Raw genomic sequence first — 19,702 nt, 5'->3', positions numbered from 1 at the left:
CACGGCCTCGGTCAGTGCGGGAGCACGAGCGAGACGCCGAGTGCGATCATCACGACCGCGATCACCGCGTCGAGGATGCGCCAGGCGCGGGGGGTCGACAGCCAGCGTCCGAGCAGGCGCGCGCCGAACGCGAGGCCGAAGAACCAGATGACGCTCGCGGCCATGGCACCTGCGGCGAAGAGCCAGCGGGAGTCGCCGTGCGTGTTCGCGACGGTGCCGAGGAGGAACACGGTGTCGAGGTAGACGTGCGGGTTGAGCCACGTCAGCGCCAGGCAGGTGAGCAGCACCGGGATCAGCCGGGCGTGCGCCGCGGGCGTGGCGGCGGTGCGGATGTCGCTGCGCACCGCGGAGGCGGACGCGTCGGGTTCGAGCGCCTCACCCGTGTGGGTGTGCGCGGGGGGTGCGGGCGCGGACGCACCCGAGGATGCCGACGGGTCCGAGTCCGCAGCGCCGGCACCGAGCGTCTCACCCGACGGGCGCCAGGCGCGCCGTGCCGCCAGCACGCCGTACGCCACCAGGAACAGCGCACCCGCCCACCGCACCACGTCGACGAGCCACGGCACGGCCTGCAGCACGAACCCGATGCCCGAGACGCCGAGCGCGATGAGCACGGCGTCCGAGATCGCGCAGATCGCCGCGACGGCGAGGACGTGCTCGCGGCGCAGGCCCTGGCGCAGCACGAACAGGTTCTGGGCGCCGATCGCGATGATGAGGGAGAAGCCGAGGCCGAGGCCAGCGAGGACGGGGGAGAGCACGAGTCGACGCTACGAGCCGCAGCATCCGTAGTCCAGCTCATGGATCTTCAGTACCATTAGCCCTACTTAATATGAGGATCCCGTTCGAGCTGGCTGAGACCCTCGCCGTCGTCGTCGACGAGGGCACGCTCGACGCTGCCGCACGCCGCCTGCATATCACGCCGTCGGCGGTGAGCCAGCGGATCAAGGCCCTCGAGGAGCAGCTCGGGCGGCTGGTGCTGGTGCGCTCCAAGCCCGTACGGCCGACGGAGGCCGGCATGTCGGTGATCCGGCTCGCGCGGCAGACGGCGCTGCTCGAGCACGACGCGCTCGCGGAGCTCGGCGCCGGCGACGACGAGGCCGCGCTCGCCGTCGTACCGCTCGCCGTCAACGCCGACTCGCTGGCCACGTGGTTCCTCGAGCCGCTCGCGCGGCTGGCGGAGCAGCATCCCGTCGTCTTCGATCTGCACCGCGACGACCAGGACTTCACCGCGGGACTGCTCGAGTCGGGGACTGTCATGGGCGCCGTCACCTCGCGCGCCGCGCCGGTCGCCGGATGCCGCAGCTCGGCGCTCGGGGCGATGCGCTACGAGGCGGTCGCCACGCCGGCGTATGCGGCACGGTGGCTCGGCGGGGACCGCGCGACGGCACTCGCGCACGCGCCGCTCGTGGACTTCGACCGCCGCGACGACCTGCAGAACGAGTGGCTGGCTCAGCAGGGCGTCGACCCGGCCGTGCCGCCGCGGCACTACGTGCCCGCGTCGAGCGACTTCGCGTCGGCGGTGCGGCTCGGCCTCGGCTGGGCGATGCTGCCGCGATTCCAGTCCCACGAGGCCCTCGAGCGCGGCGAGCTCGTGCTGCTGGGCGGCCCGCCGGTCGACGTCGCGCTGCACTGGCAGCAGTGGAATCTCCGCTCACCGCTGCTCGACGCCATCGCGGACGCGATCGTCGCCGAAGGAAGGCGCGTGCTCGCGCCTTTGCGCTGACGGGGCCGACGCGGGTCAGCCGTCGCTCACGCGGAGCACGACTTTGCCGCGCGTGTGTCCGGTCTCGATGGCGCGATGCGCGGCGGATGCCTCGGCGAGGCCGAACACCTGCTCGATGTAGACCTGCACCGAGCCGGAGTCGAGGAGGCGCCCGATGGTCGCCAGCGCGCCGCCGTCGGGGATCACCTTGTACGAGGTGGTGCGCACGCCCGCCTCGGCCGCCGCTTCGGCATAGCCCGGCCACGAGCCGGTCGGCACCAGCACGTAGAGCCCACCGGGTCGCAGCACCTCGAGCGAGCGCGTCCCGGTCTCGGCGTGGACGTTGCCGACCAGGTCGATGACGACGTCCACTTCGCCGACGACCTCTTCGAACCGCGTGGTCGTGTAGTCGATGACGACGGCGGCACCGAGTTCGCGCAGCCATGAGGCGTTGCGGCCGGAGGCTGTCACGGTGACGTGCGCGCCGAAGTAGGCGGCGAACTGCACCGCGAAGTGTCCGACGCCGCCGCTTCCGGCGTGGATCAGCACGCGCTGCCCCTCGTGCGCGTGCGCGGTCTCGACCACGAGTCCCCAGGCGGTGAGCGCGGCGAGCGGCACGCCGGCGGCCTCGACGTGCGACAGCGACGCGGGCTTGCGTGCGACCGAGAGCGACGGCGCCACGACGTACTCGGCGTACGAGCCGCCGGTGCGCGGGAAGGAGGCCATGCCGAACACCTCGGTGCCTGGGGCGAGCGGGTGCGCCTCGTACGGGCTCTTCACGACGATGCCGCTGAAGTCGTACCCGAGGGTCGCGGGGTACGCCGCGATGGCTCCCGACACGCCCCGGCCGCTGCGGGTCTTGGCGTCGATCGGGTTCACCCCGGCGGCGACGACGCGCACCAGCACCTCGCTCAGCACGGGGGAGGGGACGGGAACGGATGCTGCGTGCAGCGCGTCCGCGTCGCCCGGGGCGTCCACCACCATCGCCTGCATCTCGGCGGGCGGCGCCTCGACGGGGGCGAGCGGGGTCTCGGGTGCCGATCGCAGCGGTCGGATCCTCATCGTGCGCTCCTTCCGCGGGTGTGCCGCCTTCGGCACCAGAACTGAACTCCCGTGGCTACAGTCAACCCTGCCTTCGTCTCGCCCGTGTTACGCGGGTGCTACCGCTGTCGCAAAACGTCGAGCCGGCGATCAGGCTCGGGCGGCGCGGAGTTCGACCGCCGAGGGCGAGAGCACCTGCTGGGTGACCATGATCGCCGCCCCCAGCACACCGGCCGTCTCGTCGGCCTGGGACTGCACGATGCCGAGGTGCTGCGTGGCGAGCGGGATCGAGCGGCGGTAGACGACCTCGCGCACTCCCGCGAGCAGGTGCTCGCCGGCGCGGGCGACGCTGCCGCCGATCACGATGACCGACGGATTGAGCATGTTGACGACGGTCGCGAGCACTTCGCCGACCTCGCGGCCGGCCTGCCGCGTCGCGGTGATGGCGGCCTGGTGCCCCGCGCGGACGAGGGCGACGACGTCCGCGCTCCCGGCGGCGTCGATGCCCTGCGCGCGCAGGTCGGCCGCGATCGCGGTGCCGCTCGCGATCGCCTCGAGGTCTCGCTGGTCGCCGGGCGGCCGCGGCGAGTCGTGACTGTAGGGCACCTGCACGTGCCCCATGTCGCCGGCCGACCCCTGGGCGCCGCGCTGCAGCGCGCCGCCGGAGATGATGCCGGCGCCGATGCCCGTCGACACCTTGACGAAGATCAGGTCGGCGACGCCGGGCCAGCTGAGCGCCTGCTCGCCGAGCGCGAGGATGTTGACGTCGTTGTCGACGAGGACCGGCACGTCGAAGGTGCGCTGCACGTAGTGCGGCACGTCGAAGCGGTCCCAGCCCGGCATGATCGGCGGGTTCGTCGGACGCCCCGTCGAATGCTCGACGGGCCCCGGCACGCCGATGCCCACGCCGACGACGTGGGAGGCGGCGATGCCCTGCTGCTCCAGCAGAGCCGCGCCCTCCGAGATCACGGCGTCGAGCACCGCCTCCGGGCCGTCGGCGATGTCGAGGGGATGCGTGTTCGATGTGAGGATGCTCGCGGCGAGATCGGCGACGGCGATCGTCGCGTGGGTCGCGCCGAGGTCGACCGCGATCACGACCCCGGCCGACGGATTGAAGGCGACCCGCGCCGGCGGGCGCCCGCCGGTGGACACGGCCTCGCCCGCGGGGCGCAGGAGTCCGGCGGCCAGCAGGGTGTCGACGCGACCGGAGACCGTCGACCGGGCCAGGCCCGTCAGGGTCGCGAGCTCCGCTTTGGTGCGCGCATGGCCGTCGCGGAGGATCTGGAAGATCTCGCCCGCGCCGTTGCTTCCGACGGCTCCGCTGCCGCGCACTGCATCGACCATGGCGACAGTAAAGCACGGCCTTCTGACTGAAGTCAGCAGGACTTAAGATCACGGCACGATTACTTTTGACGAAGGTCTAGCAAAAGTCGGATGCTGCGTGCCATGATCGCCGCATGACTACGGAAGTCATCGACACTGTCGTCGGCACGGTCCGCACCGGACTCGTCGGCGGCGGATTCATGGGGCGGGTCCATGCGGCCGCCGCGCGGCGGGCAGGTGCCCGACTGGCGTCGGTGGCCTCCTCCAGCCGGGACCGCGCCGAGGCGGTGGCTCGAGAGCTCGGCGTCGCGCGTGTCGAGGACGACGCCGCCGGCGTGATCGCAGCATCCGATGTCGACGTGGTGCACATCTGCACCCCCAACGCCACCCACGCGGCGCTCGCCGAGGCGGCCCTCGCCGCCGGCAAGCACGTCGTATGCGAGAAGCCGCTCGCGACCTCCGTCTCCGACGCGCGGGCGCTCGCCCGGCACGCCGCCGCGACCGGCGTCGTCGCCGCGGTTCCCTTCGTCTATCGCTACCACCCGATGGTCCGCGAGGCCCGCGCGCGCGTCGCCTCCGGCCGGATCGGAACCCTGCTCTCGCTCGACGGCTCGTATCTGCAGGACTGGATGCTGCGGCAGAACGACGACGACTGGCGAGCCGATGCCGCAGCCGGCGGTCCGTCGCGCGCCTTCGCCGACATCGGCTCGCACCTGTGCGACCTGGTCGAGTTCGTGACCGGGGAACGCATCGCCCGCATGGCCGCCCGCACCCGCCGGGTGTTCGACGAGCGCGCGGGCCGGTCGGTCACGAACGAGGATGTGGCCGCGCTGCTGGTCGAGACCGAGTCCGGCGCGCTGGGCACGCTGCTCGTGTCGCAGATGGCCCCCGGCCGCAAGAACGCGCTCGTCCTCGAGCTGCACGGCACCCGCCGGAGCCTGCGCTTCGACCAGGAGCGCCCCGAGGAGCTGTGGGTCGGGGCGCGCAAGGGCTCCCGGCTCGTGCTGCGGGATCCCGCCGCCGACCACCCCGACTCGGCGCGGCTGCAGACCGTGCCCGCCGGGCATCCCATGGGATACCAGGACGCCTTCGACGGGTTCGTCGCCGACGTCTACGCCGCCATCGGCGGGGCACGGCCGGACGGGATGCCGACGTTCGCCGACGGCCTGCGCGCGGCCGTCCTGACCGCGGCCGTGCTCGAATCCGCCCAGACCCGAACCTGGATCGAGGTGCTGGCATGACCGACACGATGCTCGCCGACACACCGGTGCCACCGGGCGGCTCGGACGTGGTGCTCCGCGCCCGCGGCATCTCGAAGTCGTTCTTCGGCGTGCGCGTGCTCTCGGACGTCGACCTCGACGTGCGCCGCGGAGAGGTCCACGGGCTCGTCGGCGAGAACGGCGCCGGCAAGTCCACGCTCATGAAGGTGCTCGCCGGCGTCCACCACGCCGACGGAGGGTCGGTCGAGTTCGAGGGGCAGCCGGTCGCGTGGGGCCACCCGCGGCAGGCGATGGACGCGGGCCTCGTGACGGTCTTCCAGGAGTTCAACCTGCTGCCCGAGCGCACCGTCGCACAGAACGTGTTCCTCGGTCGCGAGCCGCGACGCGCCGGCTTCATCGACAAGAAGGGCATGCAGCGCCGCACGCGCGAGCTGCTCGACGGTCTCGGCGTCTCGTTCATCGATCCGGGCGCCCGCATCTCGTCGCTGACGGTCGCCGAGCAGCAGATCGTCGAGATCGTCAAAGCCCTCTCGTTCGACGCGCGCGTGATCTCGATGGACGAGCCGACCGCGGCGCTCAGCGACCACGAGGTCGAGCTCCTCTACGCGATCATCCGTCGGCTCACCGCACGGGGCGTCGCCGTCATCTACGTCTCGCACCGGCTGAAGGAGATCTTCGACCTGTGCGATCGCATCACGATCCTGAAGGACGGCGCGCTGGTGTCGACGGATGCCGCGACCGACCTCACCGACGCGGAGCTGGTCCGTCGGATGGTGGGCCGGCCCCTGCAGTCGTACTTCCCGGGCCCGGTCGAGGGCACGACGCTCGGCGGCCCGCGGCTGGAGCTGACCGACTGCGGCAACGAGTACGTGGACGGGGTCTCCCTCACTCTGCGCGCCGGCGAGATCGTGGGACTCGCCGGACTTCAGGGGTCGGGTCGCACCGAACTCGTCGAGGGCATCTTCGGCGTGCACGGCTTCACGCGCGGCGGCATGACCCTCGACGGACGATCGGTGCGCTTCACGAGCCCGCGAGCGGCGGTCCGGGCGGGACTCGCGCTCGTGACCGAGGACCGGAAGGCGCAGGGCCTCGCGCTCGGCCAGTCCGTGCTCGACAACTCCCTGCTCGTGGTGCGCAGCGTCTTCGCCGGACGCACCGGCACCTCGCGCAGGCGCGTGCCGGGCATCCTGAGCTCGCTCGAGGTGTCGTCGCGCGGCGTCGATCAGGAGGTGCGGTTCCTCTCCGGTGGCAACCAGCAGAAGGTCGTGCTCGCGAAGTGGCTCGTCACCGACCCGCAGATCGTGCTGTTCGACGAGCCGACGCGGGGCATCGACGTCGGCGCGAAGGTCGCGGTCTACCAGCTCATGCGTCAGCTCGCCGCCGAGGGGAAGGCCGTGCTCATGGTGTCGAGCGAGCTGCCCGAGGTCATCGGGATGAGCGATCGCATCCTCGTCATGCGCGACGGCGAGCTGGCCGCGGAGCTCGCGGCGGGTTCCGCCGAGCACGAGGTGCTGGCGGCCGCCACCGGCTCCGCGGACGCGGAGGACCTGCCCGACGATCCGCGCACCGACGACGAGGGGAGCCGCCCGTGAAGCGCATGCGTGTCGACTCCACCGTGATCGTGCTCGGCATCCTGATCCTCGTGATCGCGATCGGCGCGATCCTCGTGGCGACGGTCGGCCGCAGCTTCTTCAGCCCCGGCAACATCCGCGACATCCTCACCGGCATGAGCGTCCTGGGCCTCGTCGCGATCGGGCAGACGCTCGTCATCCTCGGCGCGTCCCTCGACCTCTCGGTCACCTACGTCATCAGCCTCGCGAGCCTCATCGCAGCCACCACGATGAACGGGAATCCGGCGAACATCCCCTGGGCGGTGACGCTCACGCTGCTGGTGTGCGCCCTCATCGGCCTCGCGAACGGGCTCATCGTCACCGTGCTGAAGGTCAACGGGTTCATCGCCACTCTCGGCGTCGGGCTCATCCTGCAGGGGGTGCTGAACACGAACTTCCAGGGGAGCGCCGGATCGGTGCCGTGGGCGTTCCAGCTCATCGGCGCGACGGGCGTCGGGCCGGTGCCGGTGTCGACGATCATCATGATCGCGCTCGCCGCCCTGGTCTGGTTCCTGCTCGACCGCACCCGCACCGGCGCGCACCTGTTCGCAGTCGGCGGCGATCCCGAGGTCGCCCGCCTGTCGGGCGTGCGCACGCGTCCGCCGCTCATCGCGGCACACGTGATCTGCTCGGTCTTCGCCGGGCTCGCCGGGCTGCTGCTCGCGAGCAGGCTCGGCGTCGGCAGTCCGACCGTGGGCCAGCAGGGCGGCTACGCACTGCTGTCGATCGCGGCGGTCGTGCTCGGGGGGACCCTGCTCCTGGGCGGCCGGGGGTCGGTCTGGGGCACGATCGGCGGCGTCGCGATCTTCGCGGTCGTCGACAACGTCATGAGCGTCATGCAGGTGAACCCGTTCCTCAAGGACGTCGTGCGCGGCGTCGTCATCGTCGCCGCGGTCGCCGTGTACAGCCGCCGGGCGATCGTCCGCCGGCGCACGCGGTTCGGCCCGGGCGGGACGAGGACCGGGGGCGACGCCCAGGCCGAGGCCGCCGCCCCGGCGATGGTCGCGGCATCCCACGCCCTCGAGGCGGATGCCGACGCGGCCGAAGGCGGCGCCGCGACCCAGGGAGGTGTGCGATGAGGTTCCTGAAGGCGCTCGTGAGCCCGCGCGGTGCGGTGTTCCTGCTGCTCGTGATCCTGCTCGTGGCCATCATGCTGCTGAACCCGAACTTCGCCGAACCCGGCCAGATCATGCGGTACATCCAGCGGGTCGCGCCCGTCGCGATCGTCGCGATCGGTCAGTACTTCGTCATCATCGCGGGGGAGTTCGACCTCTCGCAGGGCTCGCTCATCACCGCGCAGGTGATCGTGGCGGGCAACCTCGTCGGCCAGGACGACTCGCGCACCGTGCCGGTCCTCGCCCTCATGATCGTGCTCGGCCTGTTCGTCGGGCTCGTGAACGGCTTGCTCACGACCCTCCTCAAGGTGCCGTCCTTCATCGTGACGCTCGGCATGAAGCTCGCCCTCCTCGGCCTGGTGCTGTGGTGGACGGGCGGGGCGGCGACGGGCAATCCGGCCGACAGCTTCCGTCAGATCGGCCGCGGAGGCCTCCGCGATCTGCCGGTGATCGACTTCCTGCCGTGGTCGGTGCTGGTCCTCGCGGTGTGGCTCGCTCTCGGCATCTGGACCACCAAGCGCCCGCTGGGCAAGCTCCTGATCGCGATCGGCGACAACGCCCGCGCGACGCGTTACTCCGGAGCGCGCGACTGGTGGGTCACGACGCGCGCCTTCATGATCTCGTCGCTGTCGGCGACCGTCTCGGCCGTGCTGCTCGTCGGCTACGCGGGCGTCCACCCGTCGGTCGGACGCGGCTACGAGTTCGTCGCGATCACCGCCGTCGTGCTCGGCGGGGTCGTGCTGGGCGGCGGTCGTGGGTGGATCGTCGCCGCCGTGGCCGGCGCCTTCGTGCTCGAAGCCCTCTTCCTGCTGCTCAACATCGCCGGAGTGCCGTCGTCGCTGCGCGACGCGGTCCAGGGCGTCATCATCATCGCCGCCGTCGCCTACTCGGGACTGGTGTTCCGGTCCCGGCGGCGCAGCGGCCCACAGACCCCTCCCTCACCGGGGAAGGAACCCGACGCGCCCGACGGCGCCGAGGAGTCGTCCGCAACACCGGCCCTCGCAGGCGAGGGCGCAGCACACAACAACAGGAGCTAGCAATGCGACGATCAGTGAAGATCGCCACCACCGCGGTGGCGCTCGTCGGCCTCTTCGCCCTGGCAGGGTGTACGACCGACCCGAACGTGGCCCCGCCGGACTCGTCCGCCGCGCCGACCGAAGAGGGCGGCGCCAACGAGTGGTTCGACCAGGCGCTGTTCGACACCCAGATGGCCCAGCGCGAGGTGGTGCCCGAGGGCCCCGAAGACGAGCCGTACCTGCAGTACATCGACGCGGAGATGGTCGACACGTCGCAGTACGCGAGCAGCGGGCCGAAGAAGGCGTGCTTCGCGAACGCGTCGATCTCGAACCCCTGGCGCCAGACGGGCTGGATCACGATGAACCAGCAGCTGAAGGTGCTGCAGGAGTCGGGTGCGATCAGCGAGATGGAGACCCGCGACGCCCAGGACTCCGACGACACGCAGATCGCCGACATCGACTACTTCATCTCGGACGGCAACTGCGACGTCTTCATCATCTCGCCGAACAGCACGGCGGCGATGACGCCGGCCGTCGAGCGCGCGTGCGACACCGGCAAGCCGGTGATCGTGTTCGACCGCGGTGTCGAGACCGACTGCCCGGTGACGTTCATCCACCCGATCGGCGGCTTCGCGTGGGGCATCGACACGGCGGAGTTCCTCATCGACAACCTCGAAGAGGGTGACAAGGTCGTGGGCCTCCGCATCCTCCCGGGCGTCGACGTGCTCGAGCAGCGGTGGGCCGCAGCCGAGAAGCTGTTCGCTGACGCGGGCATCGAGGCGGTCGACTACTTCACCGGCGCAGACCCGGCCGAGATCAAGAGCATCATCTCGGACGAGCTCGCCAAGGGCGACGTGGCGGGCATCTGGATGGATGCCGGTGACGGCGCCGTCGCCGCCATCGAGGCCTTCGAGGACGCCGGCGTCGACTACCCCGTCATGACGGGTGAGGACGAGATGAGCTTCCTGCGCAAGTGGAAGGAGACGGGCCTCACCGGCCTCGCTCCGGTCTACTCGAACTTCCAGTGGCGCACCCCGCTGCTGGCGGCGCAGAAGATCTTCGCGGGCGAGGAGATCCCGAAGGAGTGGGTGCTCCCGCAGAGCCCGATCACGGCCGAGGAGGTCGACCAGTACCTCGAGGCCAACGACGGCATGCCCGACGGGCACTACGCCAAGTTCGGCGGCGAGAACCTGCCGGGCTACCCCGAGGTCTGGCAGCAGCGCCAGATCCCGTAAGCACCGATCCGATCCCGTCCTCCCCGCGAGGGGAGGACGGGATCATCCCTGACAGGAGAGTCATGCAGCGCACGATCGGCGTCAACACCTGGGTGTGGACCTCGCCGCTGACCGACGAGTCGCTCGCCGAGCTCGCGCCGAAGATCGCGCGCATGGGCTTCGGCGCGATCGAGCTGCCCCTCGAGAACGCGGGGGACTGGGATGCTGCGCGCGCGGGCGATCTGCTCGGCTCGCTGGGTCTCGTTCCCGTCGTGATCGGCGCGATGGGCCCGGGGCGTTCGCTCGTCGATCGGGCGGGCAACGTCGCCGCGACCCAGGCGTACCTGCGCACGTGCCTGTCCGCAGCGCGCGGGGTCGGGGCATCCGTCGTCGCCGGGCCGTTCTATGCGCCCACGGGAGTCACCTGGCGCATGACGGCGGGCGAGCGGACCGAGGTTGTCGCGCAGCTGCGCCGCAACCTGCAGCCCCTCGTCGACGAAGCGGTGGAGGAAGGCCTCGCGCTCGCCGTCGAACCCCTCAACCGGTACGAGACGAGCGTCATCAACACCGTCGAACAGGGACTCGAGGCGCTGGCGCCGCTGTTCGGGCCGGGGCTCGGCCTCGCGCTCGACACCTATCACCTCAACATCGAGGAGAAGCGACCGGATGCTGCGATCCGCGCCGCCGCCGGGAACATCGCGCACGTCCAGGTCTGCGGGAGCGATCGCGGGCCGGTCGGCGACGATCACACCGACTGGCCGGGGACTCTCGCCGCCCTCGACGACGCCGGGTACGCCGGCATCCTGGGGCTGGAGAGCTTCACCGGCGAGAACGCCACGATCGCGGTGGCCGCGTCGGTGTGGCGGCCGCTCGCGGCGAGCCAGGACGATCTGGCCGAGCGCTCGCTCCGGTACCTGACGGCACTGCAGGCGTCGCGCTGAGCGCTCACGGGCGAACCTGGGCGTCCGCCGTGGCCCCGGGCCGCCGATGATGCGGAAGACTCGGAGCATGCCGATTCAGCACACCGTCGTCTTCCGCCTCGCCCACCCCGCCGGTTCGCCCGAGGAGACGGCCTTCCTCGCCGACGCGCGCGCGGCGCTCACGTCGATCCCCGGCGTCGAGGATTTCCGCATCAACCGGCAGGTGAGCGCGAAGAGCGAGCTCGCGCACCAGTTCTCGATGGTGTTCCAGGGCGACGCCGAGTACCAGGCCTACAACGACCACCCCACCCACGTCGCGTTCGTCGCCGAGCGCTGGGTCCCCGAGGTGGCGGAGTTCCAGGAGTACGACTTCGTCGAGGCCTGAGCCGCGTCAGGAGGCCGGGCGCTCGCCGATCGTGAGCGCGTGCAGCAGCCGCGTGAGGTTGAGGATGTCGTCGACGGGCCACTCCTCGAGCGCGTCGACGAGCAGGCTCTCCTGCGGAGCGCGCGCCTCGGCCAGGCGCTCCAGGCCGAACTGCGTGGGGGAGAGCAGGCTCGACCGGCCGTCGTCCGGATCGGGCGTGCGCTGGATGAGACCGAGCTGCTCGAGCTCGCGCACCGTGCGGCTGATCTGGCCCTTGTCCGACATGAGCGACTCGGCCAAGCCCGAGAGCGTGATGCCCTCGCGGCGCACGATGGTGGTGAACACCTTGTAGGCGCCCGGCAGCATGCCGGGGCTCACGCGGTTGGCGTTCTCGGTGATGATCCGCCGGAAGCGGTTGATCAGCTCCCCGAACTCCGCCTCGAGGGCGCGCACCGCCTCGGTGCGCGCCGCTCGGGTGTCGTCGGAGGTCATCATGTTCGACATTAGCGTCGGGTGACGGTCCCCACGGCCCCTCCACGAGCCGCTGGCGCGTCTCGCGGAGCCTCCGGCCGCGTGGGCCCAGCCTCGTCCGCGGCGTCTGCGGCCGGGGCCGCAGCATCCGTCTCCGCCGTCGCTGCCGGCGCGAGCGTCTCCATGCCCTCGGCGACCGAGACGGTCGCGAGGTCGGCCTCGCTCGCCTGCACGCGCTCGCTCGTCGTCATGCGGGTGAGCGGCTTGTTGGGCAGGAAGATGATCGCGATGAGGCTGACCACGGCCAGGGGCACGGCGATCAGGAACGAGTGGGCGATGGCCTGCGCGTAGATGTCCTCGACGATCACGCGGATCGACTCGGGCAGCGCCGAGACCTGCGGGATGGTGCCCGATGCGAGCTGCTGGCCGATGGCCGCGCCCTTCTCGCCGAGCGCCATGAGCGCGGCGCCGATGTCGTCCTTGCGGTCGGTGAACAGGTTCGTCGCCGAGGTCGCGAGGGCAGCACCCATCACCGAGACGCCGATCGTGCCGCCGAGGCTGCGGAAGAACGTGACCCCCGAGCTCGCGACGCCGATCTCCGACGGCTTCGAGGTGTTCTGCACGATGAGCACGAGGTTCTGCATCGTCATGCCGACACCCGCGCCGAGCAGGAACATGTACAGCGAGACCAGCACGAAGTTCGTGTCGTAGTGGATGGTCGACAGCAGGTACGAGCCGGCGATCAGGAGCACGCCGCCCACGATCAGGTACGGCTTCCAGTGCCCGGTGCGGGTCACGAGACCGCCGATCACGATCGAGGCGAGCAGGAGTCCGCCGATCATCGGGATCGTCATCAGGCCCGCCTCGGTCGGGGTCGCGCCGCGCGCCAGCTGCATGTACTGGCTGAGGAACACCGACGTGCCGAACATCGCGATGCCGATGGAGATCGACGCGATGACCGCGAGCGTGAAGGTGCGGTTGCGGAACATCGTGAGCGGGATGAGCGGCTCCTTCGAGCGCAGCTCGACGATCACGAAGAGCACGGCTGCCAGCAGCGCGCCGCCGACCATCAGGATGGTCTCGGTGCTCCACCAGTCGTAGTCCTTGCCCGCGTTGGTGACCCAGATGAGCAGCAGCGACACGGCCGTCGACAGCAGCACGATGCCGAAGTAGTCGATGCGCGCCTTCTTCTTGGGCCGCGGCGGCAGGTGGAGCGTCCGCTGCATGATGATGAGGGCGGCGACAGCGAACGGCAGCGCGATGAAGAAGTTCCAGCGCCAGTCGATCGTGTCGGTGATGAAGCCGCCGAGGAGCGGGCCGCCGACGGTCGCGACCGCCATGACCGCGCCGAACAGGCCCATGTACCGGCCGCGCTCGCGCGGGCTGATGATGTCGGCCATGATGACCTGGCTGAGCGCCGCGAGACCGCCGGCGCCGATGCCCTGCACCGCGCGGAAGGCGATGAGCGTGCCCGGATCCTGCGAGAAGCCGGCGGCCGCAGTGGCGAGCACGAAGATCACGATCGCGATCTGGATGAGCAGCTTGCGGTTGAAGAGATCGGCGAGCTTGCCCCAGATCGGGGTCGAGATCGCGGTGGTCAGCAGGGTCGCGGTGACGACCCACGTGAACGCCGCCTGGTCGCCGCCCAGGTCGTGGACGATCACGGGGAGCGACGTCGACACGACGGTCGACGCGAGCATCGACACGAACATGCCGAGCAGCAGGCCGGTGAGCGCCTGCAGGATCTTGCGGTGCCGGCGCTTCTCGTCGGTGCTGATTCTGCTGCCAGCGGCTTGGGTGGCGACCGACCCGGTCGCGGGGGTGGACGTGGCCATAGGAATCCTTAGAGCGTGCAGTTTTGCGGATGCGCGGCGACGTTGGCGCGGAAAAGTTGACATGAGTCAACAGTTGATTTGGGTCAACTATACGTCAATGGTTGACGTGCGTCAACTATCAGTCGGAATGAAGGATGCGGCGGCCCGGCCGGGCGGCCCGGCGGCTGCGCCCCCGGCGGCCACATCACGTGTTCTCACCGAGACCACCCGTTGTGCGCGTGCAGAGCGTGTGGTCTCGGTGAGATCACGTGATCTGAACGGGGTGGGGAAGGGGATGCCGGTGGCCGAGGCATCCGCTCCTCCACAGGTGGGGGTGGGCTGCGGCCGTGCACAGGTGGGCGAAGGGGAGGCGCAGCGCAAGAGTGGCAGGGGCGAGGGTGAGGCCATGCAACGACACTTGGACTTCGATGAGGCGATGGCCGCGGTGCGCAGCCGCGACGATCTGCGCGCGGGTGGGATGACCGCCCGCGCGATCGGCGACGCGGTGGCGCGGGGAGACGAGCGACGGCTGCAGCGCAACCGGTACGTCCCGGGGCCGCTGTGGAAGGACCTGTGGCCGGAGTCGCGCCACCTGCTCCAGGTGTGCGCCGCCGTCCTCGAGATGCGCGAACGGCGCGACGGCGTCGTCGCCTCGTACGAGTCGGCCGGCGTGCTGGCGGGGCTGCCGCTCTATCGTCACGAGCCGTCGGCGGTCCATGTCATCACGCCCGAGAAGGCCCGCGCGTCCAGCCGCGCGGGGCTGCGGCGTCACACGGATCGGCTCGCAGACGACGACATCACGGTGGTCAACGGGATCCGGTGCACGACTCTGGAGCGGACGGTCTTCGACATGGCCCGCACGCTCAGTCTGGAGGCGGCGATCGCCGTGGCCGACGCAGGGCTGCGGCGCGAGGCGATGCAGGGACACGAATACGACGAACGCGCGGCCGAGCTCTGGCGCGAGCGGATGCTGCAGCGCTGCGCGGCCGACCCGGGCGGGCGGGGCATTCGCCAGGCAGAGGCCGCGATCCGCTTCGCGGACGGGCGTTCGGAGTCCCCGGGCGAGTCGGTGAGTCGCCAGCAGTTGAGCCGTCTCGGCTTTCGCGAGCTGCGGCTCCAGGTTCCCGTGGCCGGACCCGAAGGGCGGAGCTTCCGCGTCGACATCGGCATCGAGGACGTGCGGAGCTTCTACGAGTTCGACGGGCTGAGCAAGTACACCGACCTCGCGATCGCGACGGGCAAGACCGTCGAGCAGGTCGTGCTCGAAGAGAAGCGCCGCGAGGATTGGATACGAGGCACGACGCAGCGCCGCTTCGTACGCGCCGAAGCCGCGCACATCCTGACCCCGGCTGCTCTCGGTCGCCGCCTCGCGTCCTTCGGGATCACCCCGCCCCGCGCATGAGCCCGCGTGTCCACATCACGTGTTCTCACCGAGACCACACGTCATGCGCGGGCAGAGCGTGTGGTCTCGGTGAGATCACGTGATCTGAACGGGGCGGGGAGGGGGATGCGCGGCGCCGGCGTCAGGCGGGCTGGGCCACGCGCTCGGCGGAGCGGATGACCGCCTCGACGCCGAGCATGAAGAGCTCGCGGTCCTTCAGGTCCAGGAGCTGCGCGGACATCTGCGCGATGTGGGGGTGCTTGATCGGGTCGACGAGCAGCGGGCCCTCGAACCACGGGCTGGAATCCGCGGGGGCCGTGGTGGCGCGCTCGGCCCGCGCGCGGGCGACGCCGGCGGCGATCGACAGCACGTGGGTCGCCATGAGCGCGTAGTGCTGCACCAGGGCATCGCCGGTGAGGCCTGCTCGCGAGAACGCGTCGAGCATCAGCTCGATGGCGTCGAGCTCTCCGGGGCCGTGGGTGGTGAGGACGATCGCCTCCTGCCCCACGGCGGGGTAGCGGGCGAACTCGGTCAGCGTCGCCGACGCGAGCTGGCGGAGGCGCTCCTGCCACTCGTCGGGGTCGGCGGTGACGGCGGCCAGGCTTCGCAGGGTGAGCTCGTCGAGCAGCGCCCTCATCAGCTCTTCCTTGCCGCGGAAGTGGCGGTAGACGGCGGTCGGGTCGGTGCCGAGCTTCGCGCCGAGGTCGCGGATCGAGAGGGAGGCCGATCCGGTCGTCTCGGCGAGCTCGAGGCCCGCCGAGATGATCGTGGCCCGGTCCAGGCGCTTCGCGCCCGGCTTCTCGGGCGTCGCCCCGGTGCGTGCCGCCATGATCCCCGCTTTCGCCGTCGCGTCCATCGTGCCACGCACCCCTTGTCTCGGCGTCGTGACGTCCCGAGCCTAGTCGGTGTGTCATCACTTCTGTCAACACTGTTGACAGGGTTGATGACAGCGGTCTATCGTCAAGCGACCCGTTCGACGACGAAGGAGAGGTCCCGTGGCCGCTGCCGTTCCTGCAGATGCAGACACCCCGTACGCAGACACCGTGTTCATCCGAGGCGCGCTGTTCAGCTCCGACCTCATGCGGGCGGGAAGCGCCGAAGCAATCAGTGACGTGGCCGTCGCCGTGCGCGGCGGACGCATCGCGGCGGTGTGCGCCGAGGACGAGGCATCCGTGTTCATCGGTCCCGACACCGAGGTCGTCGACCTCGCGGGGGCGCTGCTCGCTCCGGGGTTCCAGGACGCCCACGTGCACCCGATGTCGGGCGGCGTCGAGCTGCTGCAGTGCAACCTCACCGGCTCGGAGGACGCCGCCGATACGCTCGCCACGATCGCGCGCTACGCCGCCGAGAACCCCGACGTCGAGTGGATCGTGGGCGGCGGATGGTCGATGGACCACTTCGCGGGCGGTGCACCGCTCCGCGGCGCGCTCGACGCGATCGTGCCCGACCGCCCGGTGCTGCTCGCGAGCCGCGACCACCACTCCGCGTGGGCGAACACCGCGGCGATGCGCGCGGCCGGCGTCGACGCGGCCACGGCCGACCCGGCCGACGGGCGCATCGAGCGCGAGGCCGACGGGTTCCCGGCCGGCACCTTCCACGAGGGGGCGGCCGACCTGTTCGCCGAGGCGCGTCCGAAGGTCTCGGAAGACCTCGCCTACGCAGGGCTGCTGCGCGCGCAGGACGACCTCATCGCGCAGGGCATCACGGGCTGGCAGGACGCCCTCGTCGGGAACTTTCCCGGGATCCCCGGCGGGCTCGCCTCCTACCGTCGTGCGCTCGCCGAGGGAACGCTCAAGGCGCACGTCGTCGGGGCCCAGTGGTGGGAGCGCGGCGAGGGGATCGAGCAGCTCGAGGGCATGATCCGCACCCGCGACGAGGTCGCCGCGCTCGGCCGCCCGGACCGCTTCTCGCTCGGCTCGATCAAGTTCATGGTCGACGGCGTCGCCGAGAACCACACGGCCGCCATGCTCGAGCCGTACCGCGACGGGCACGGGCACTCGACCGACAACCGCGGCCTGTCGTTCATCCCGGCCGAGCGCCTGCGCGAGTACGCCATCGCCGCCGATGCCGCGGGCTTCCAGCTGCATTTCCACGCTCTCGGCGACCGGGCCGTGCGCGAAGCGCTCGACGCGGTCGAGGCGGCGGCGGAGGTCAACGGCGCGACCGACGGGCGCCACCACCTCGCCCACATCCAGGTGGTCGACGCGGCCGACGTGCCGCGCTTCGCCGCGGCCGGCGCCGTGGCGAACATGCAGCCCCTGTGGGCGTGCCACGAGGACCAGATGGACGAGCTCACGCTGCCGTTCCTCGCCGAGTCCGCCGCGTCGCGCCAGTACCCGTTCGGCGATCTGAAGAGGGCCGGGGTGCGCCTCGCCGGCGGCAGCGACTGGCCGGTCTCGAGCGCGGATCCGCTCGCGGGCGTCCACATCGCCGTCAACCGCGTCGCCCCGCTGTCCGACGACGAGCCGCTGGGCGGCCCCCACCAGCGCCTCGACCTCGCCACCGCGCTCGCCGCCTACACGTCGGGCACGGCGTACGTGAACCACCGCGACCACGACACCGGTTACGTCCGCGCCGGCTACCTCGCGAACCTCGTCGTCGTCGAGCCGAACCCGTTCACCGTCCCCGTCGAGGACCTCTACCTGTGCCGCGTCGCCTCGACGTGGATCGACGGCGAGCGGGTCTACGCCCGCGCCGACGCCGACGCCGACGCCGACGCCGACGCCGACGCCGACGCCGACGCCGGCGCGGACGCCGAGGCCGAGGCCGAGGCCGCAGCATCCGTCCTGTCCTGAGTTCCTTCTCCACCACCCGACACCGTCGTCAGAACCCGAGGAGCACCATGATCCGCACCCGACGCACCGCCCGTCGCCTGCTCGCCGTCGCGGGCGTCGGCGTGGCCGGCGCGCTCGTCCTGTCCGCGTGCAGCGCCGACACGTCGAGCCCCGACGCCACCGCCGCCCCCGAGTGGGAGTACACCGCCCAGACGGCCGCGCCGTCGGGCGACATCGACTCGTACTCGTGGGTGAGCTACTCCGAGCCGTACTCGCTCGACTACGCCTACGCGTTCGACTACGCCGACAACCAGGTGCTCGCCAACGTGTGCGAGTCGCTGCTGCGGCTGAACCCCGATTTCACGCTCTCGCCCGGACTGGCGGAGGCGTTCGACCACCCGACGCCCGAGACGTGGGTCTACACGATCCGCGACGGTGTGACGTTCCACGACGGCACGCCGCTCACGGCTGCTGACGTCGTGGCGTCCATGAGCCGCCATCTCGACCCCGAGGTCGGCTCGTCGTGGTACTCGGTGTACCAGAACGTCGCGTCGATCGAGCAGACCGGCGACCGGCAGGTCACGGTGACGATGAACGGCCCGGACTCGCAGTTCAACCTCGCGATGGGCGGGTCGGCGGGTGTCGTCGAGTCCGCGGCGACCCTGGCCGAGAAGGGTGCCGACTACGGCAACTCGACGGGGCTCGTCAACTGCACCGGCCCCTTCGCGCTCACCGAGTGGAAGTCGGGGGAGTCGGTCACGCTCACCCGCTACGACGACTACTGGGACGACACGCTGCACGCCCGCGCCGGCGAGGTCGACATCCTCTTCATGACCGACCCCAACGCGCGTGTCAACGCGCTGAAGTCGGGCGAGGTCGACGGCGGGTGGATGATCCCGGCCGACGCGATCGGGCAGCTGCAGGACTCCGGCAAGGGCGACATGTACTTCGGCCTCAACACCGCGGTCGGCAGCCTCATCGTGAACAACCTGGAGGGTCCGCTCGGCGACGAGCGCGTGCGCCGGGCGCTACTCATGGCGATGGACCGGCAGGGGATCCTGGATGCTGCGGCCAAGGGCTACGGCGATGTCACGAACGCGCTCACCACCGAGTCGGTGTGGGTCGGCGCGAGCGACGCGGGCGTGAAGGAGGCGTTCGACGGGCTCGAGGAGTATCCGTACGACATCGAAGCGGCCAAGAAGCTCATCGACGAGGCGGGCGTCGCGGGCGAGGAGATCGTGATCGCCACCGCGCCGATCAGCAACGACTTCACCGTCATCTCGCAGGGCGCGGCCGCCGCCGCACAGTCGATCGGCCTCAAGGCGACCATCGAGACGGTGAGCCCGAGCGCGTACACGGCGCTCTTCTCCGACCCGACCGCGCGCGAGGGCATCGACCTCTTCTACACCTCGTGGTACCTGTCGAGCCCGGATCCGCTCGAGATGTACAGCGTGCTGCGCACCGGCGAGTTCAGCAACTACGGCAACTGGAGCGACCCCGAGTTCGACTCCCTCGTGAACGAGGCCGTCACCATCGATGACCCCGCGGCGCGCAGCGAGGTCACCGCTCAGGCTCAGCGCATCGCGAACGAGCAGCTGCCGTGGCTGCCGCTGTTCCAGGGCCCGATGACGCTGTTCCTCGGCGACCGGGTGACCGGCGTCGCCCCGTCGGTGGCGTTCATGTACTACCCGTGGGCGGCGACCATTGGCTCCCGTTGACGTGAGCGCGGGCCCGGCGGTC

The 19,702-nt window shown here is 71.0% G+C and carries 17 protein-coding genes; 11 read left to right on the top strand and 6 right to left on the bottom strand.

What is annotated here, in order from left to right:
- Positions 1 to 11: 11 nt before the first annotated feature.
- Entirely contained in the window at positions 12 to 755 is a 744-nt protein-coding gene (lysE, locus tag ACFVSU_RS05395; RefSeq protein ID WP_387139160.1) for an L-lysine exporter, read from the bottom strand.
- Positions 756 to 826: 71 nt separating this feature from the next.
- Between lysE and ACFVSU_RS05390 the strand changes: the two genes are divergently transcribed.
- Positions 827 to 1,720, top strand: coding sequence for a LysR family transcriptional regulator ArgP (locus tag ACFVSU_RS05390; protein WP_387139157.1), 894 nt, complete (start codon positions 827 to 829; stop codon positions 1,718 to 1,720).
- Positions 1,721 to 1,735: 15 nt separating this feature from the next.
- Here ACFVSU_RS05390 and ACFVSU_RS05385 read toward each other — a convergent pair whose 3' ends face one another.
- The gene (locus tag ACFVSU_RS05385; protein WP_387139154.1) at positions 1,736 to 2,761 is read right to left on the bottom strand and encodes an NADP-dependent oxidoreductase; all 1,026 of its coding nucleotides are present in this window, start codon (positions 2,759 to 2,761) and stop codon (positions 1,736 to 1,738) included.
- A gap of 129 nt (positions 2,762 to 2,890) precedes the next feature.
- Positions 2,891 to 4,084 carry an ROK family protein gene (locus tag ACFVSU_RS05380; RefSeq protein WP_387139151.1) on the bottom strand — a complete coding sequence of 398 codons (1,194 nt, stop codon included), beginning with the start codon at positions 4,082 to 4,084 and terminating at the stop codon, positions 2,891 to 2,893.
- Positions 4,085 to 4,197: 113 nt separating this feature from the next.
- Between ACFVSU_RS05380 and ACFVSU_RS05375 the strand changes: the two genes are divergently transcribed.
- From ACFVSU_RS05375 to ACFVSU_RS05345, 7 genes are all read left to right on the top strand, one after another.
- Positions 4,198 to 5,304 carry a Gfo/Idh/MocA family protein gene (locus ACFVSU_RS05375; protein WP_387139148.1) on the top strand — a complete coding sequence of 369 codons (1,107 nt, stop codon included), beginning with the start codon at positions 4,198 to 4,200 and terminating at the stop codon, positions 5,302 to 5,304.
- Positions 5,301 to 6,875 (top strand): sugar ABC transporter ATP-binding protein, encoded by a 1,575-nt coding sequence (locus ACFVSU_RS05370; RefSeq protein ID WP_387139146.1) that lies wholly within the window; start codon positions 5,301 to 5,303, stop codon positions 6,873 to 6,875. The genes ACFVSU_RS05375 and ACFVSU_RS05370 overlap by 4 nt, the downstream gene beginning before the upstream one ends.
- 5 nt (positions 6,876 to 6,880) lie before the next feature.
- Positions 6,881 to 7,972 (top strand): ABC transporter permease, encoded by a 1,092-nt coding sequence (locus ACFVSU_RS05365; protein WP_387141246.1) that lies wholly within the window; start codon positions 6,881 to 6,883, stop codon positions 7,970 to 7,972.
- Entirely contained in the window at positions 7,969 to 9,045 is a 1,077-nt protein-coding gene (locus ACFVSU_RS05360; RefSeq protein ID WP_387139143.1) for an ABC transporter permease, read from the top strand. The genes ACFVSU_RS05365 and ACFVSU_RS05360 overlap by 4 nt, the downstream gene beginning before the upstream one ends.
- A 2-nt stretch (positions 9,046 to 9,047) precedes the next feature.
- A complete protein-coding gene (locus ACFVSU_RS05355; protein ID WP_387139139.1) occupies positions 9,048 to 10,259 on the top strand; it encodes a substrate-binding domain-containing protein in 1,212 nt (403 codons plus the stop codon).
- Positions 10,260 to 10,321: 62 nt separating this feature from the next.
- Entirely contained in the window at positions 10,322 to 11,179 is an 858-nt protein-coding gene (locus ACFVSU_RS05350) for a sugar phosphate isomerase/epimerase family protein (protein ID WP_387139136.1), read from the top strand.
- A 67-nt stretch (positions 11,180 to 11,246) separates the two neighbouring features.
- Positions 11,247 to 11,543, top strand: a complete 297-nt coding sequence (locus tag ACFVSU_RS05345) for a Dabb family protein (protein WP_387139133.1) — start codon at positions 11,247 to 11,249, stop codon at positions 11,541 to 11,543.
- 6 nt (positions 11,544 to 11,549) lie between these two features.
- On the opposite strand, the gene ACFVSU_RS05340 is transcribed toward ACFVSU_RS05345, so the two are convergent.
- The gene (locus ACFVSU_RS05340) at positions 11,550 to 12,014 is read right to left on the bottom strand and encodes a MarR family winged helix-turn-helix transcriptional regulator (protein WP_387139130.1); all 465 of its coding nucleotides are present in this window, start codon (positions 12,012 to 12,014) and stop codon (positions 11,550 to 11,552) included.
- Between the two features lie 11 nt (positions 12,015 to 12,025).
- The gene (locus ACFVSU_RS05335) at positions 12,026 to 13,828 is read right to left on the bottom strand and encodes a DHA2 family efflux MFS transporter permease subunit (RefSeq protein WP_387139127.1); all 1,803 of its coding nucleotides are present in this window, start codon (positions 13,826 to 13,828) and stop codon (positions 12,026 to 12,028) included.
- A 385-nt stretch (positions 13,829 to 14,213) separates the two neighbouring features.
- On the opposite strand from ACFVSU_RS05335, the gene ACFVSU_RS05330 reads away from it, so the two are divergent.
- Positions 14,214 to 15,209: a hypothetical protein gene (locus tag ACFVSU_RS05330; protein ID WP_387139124.1), complete on the top strand. Its 996-nt coding sequence runs from the start codon at positions 14,214 to 14,216 to the stop codon at positions 15,207 to 15,209.
- A gap of 121 nt (positions 15,210 to 15,330) precedes the next feature.
- Here ACFVSU_RS05330 and ACFVSU_RS05325 read toward each other — a convergent pair whose 3' ends face one another.
- Positions 15,331 to 16,017 (bottom strand): TetR/AcrR family transcriptional regulator, encoded by a 687-nt coding sequence (locus ACFVSU_RS05325; RefSeq protein WP_387139121.1) that lies wholly within the window; start codon positions 16,015 to 16,017, stop codon positions 15,331 to 15,333.
- A 250-nt stretch (positions 16,018 to 16,267) separates the two neighbouring features.
- Between ACFVSU_RS05325 and ACFVSU_RS05320 the strand changes: the two genes are divergently transcribed.
- Entirely contained in the window at positions 16,268 to 17,983 is a 1,716-nt protein-coding gene (locus ACFVSU_RS05320; protein ID WP_387141243.1) for an amidohydrolase, read from the top strand.
- Positions 17,984 to 18,030: 47 nt separating this feature from the next.
- Positions 18,031 to 19,680, top strand: a complete 1,650-nt coding sequence (locus ACFVSU_RS05315; protein WP_387139119.1) for an ABC transporter substrate-binding protein — start codon at positions 18,031 to 18,033, stop codon at positions 19,678 to 19,680.
- The last annotated feature ends 22 nt before the right edge of the window (positions 19,681 to 19,702 follow it).

It is taken from the genome of Microbacterium sp. NPDC058062 (genome assembly GCF_042885375.1).
In the GTDB taxonomy this organism is placed as follows: Bacteria; Actinomycetota; Actinomycetes; order Actinomycetales; family Microbacteriaceae; genus Microbacterium; species Microbacterium trichothecenolyticum_C.
This window is presented reverse-complemented; position numbering and strand designations above follow the sequence as displayed.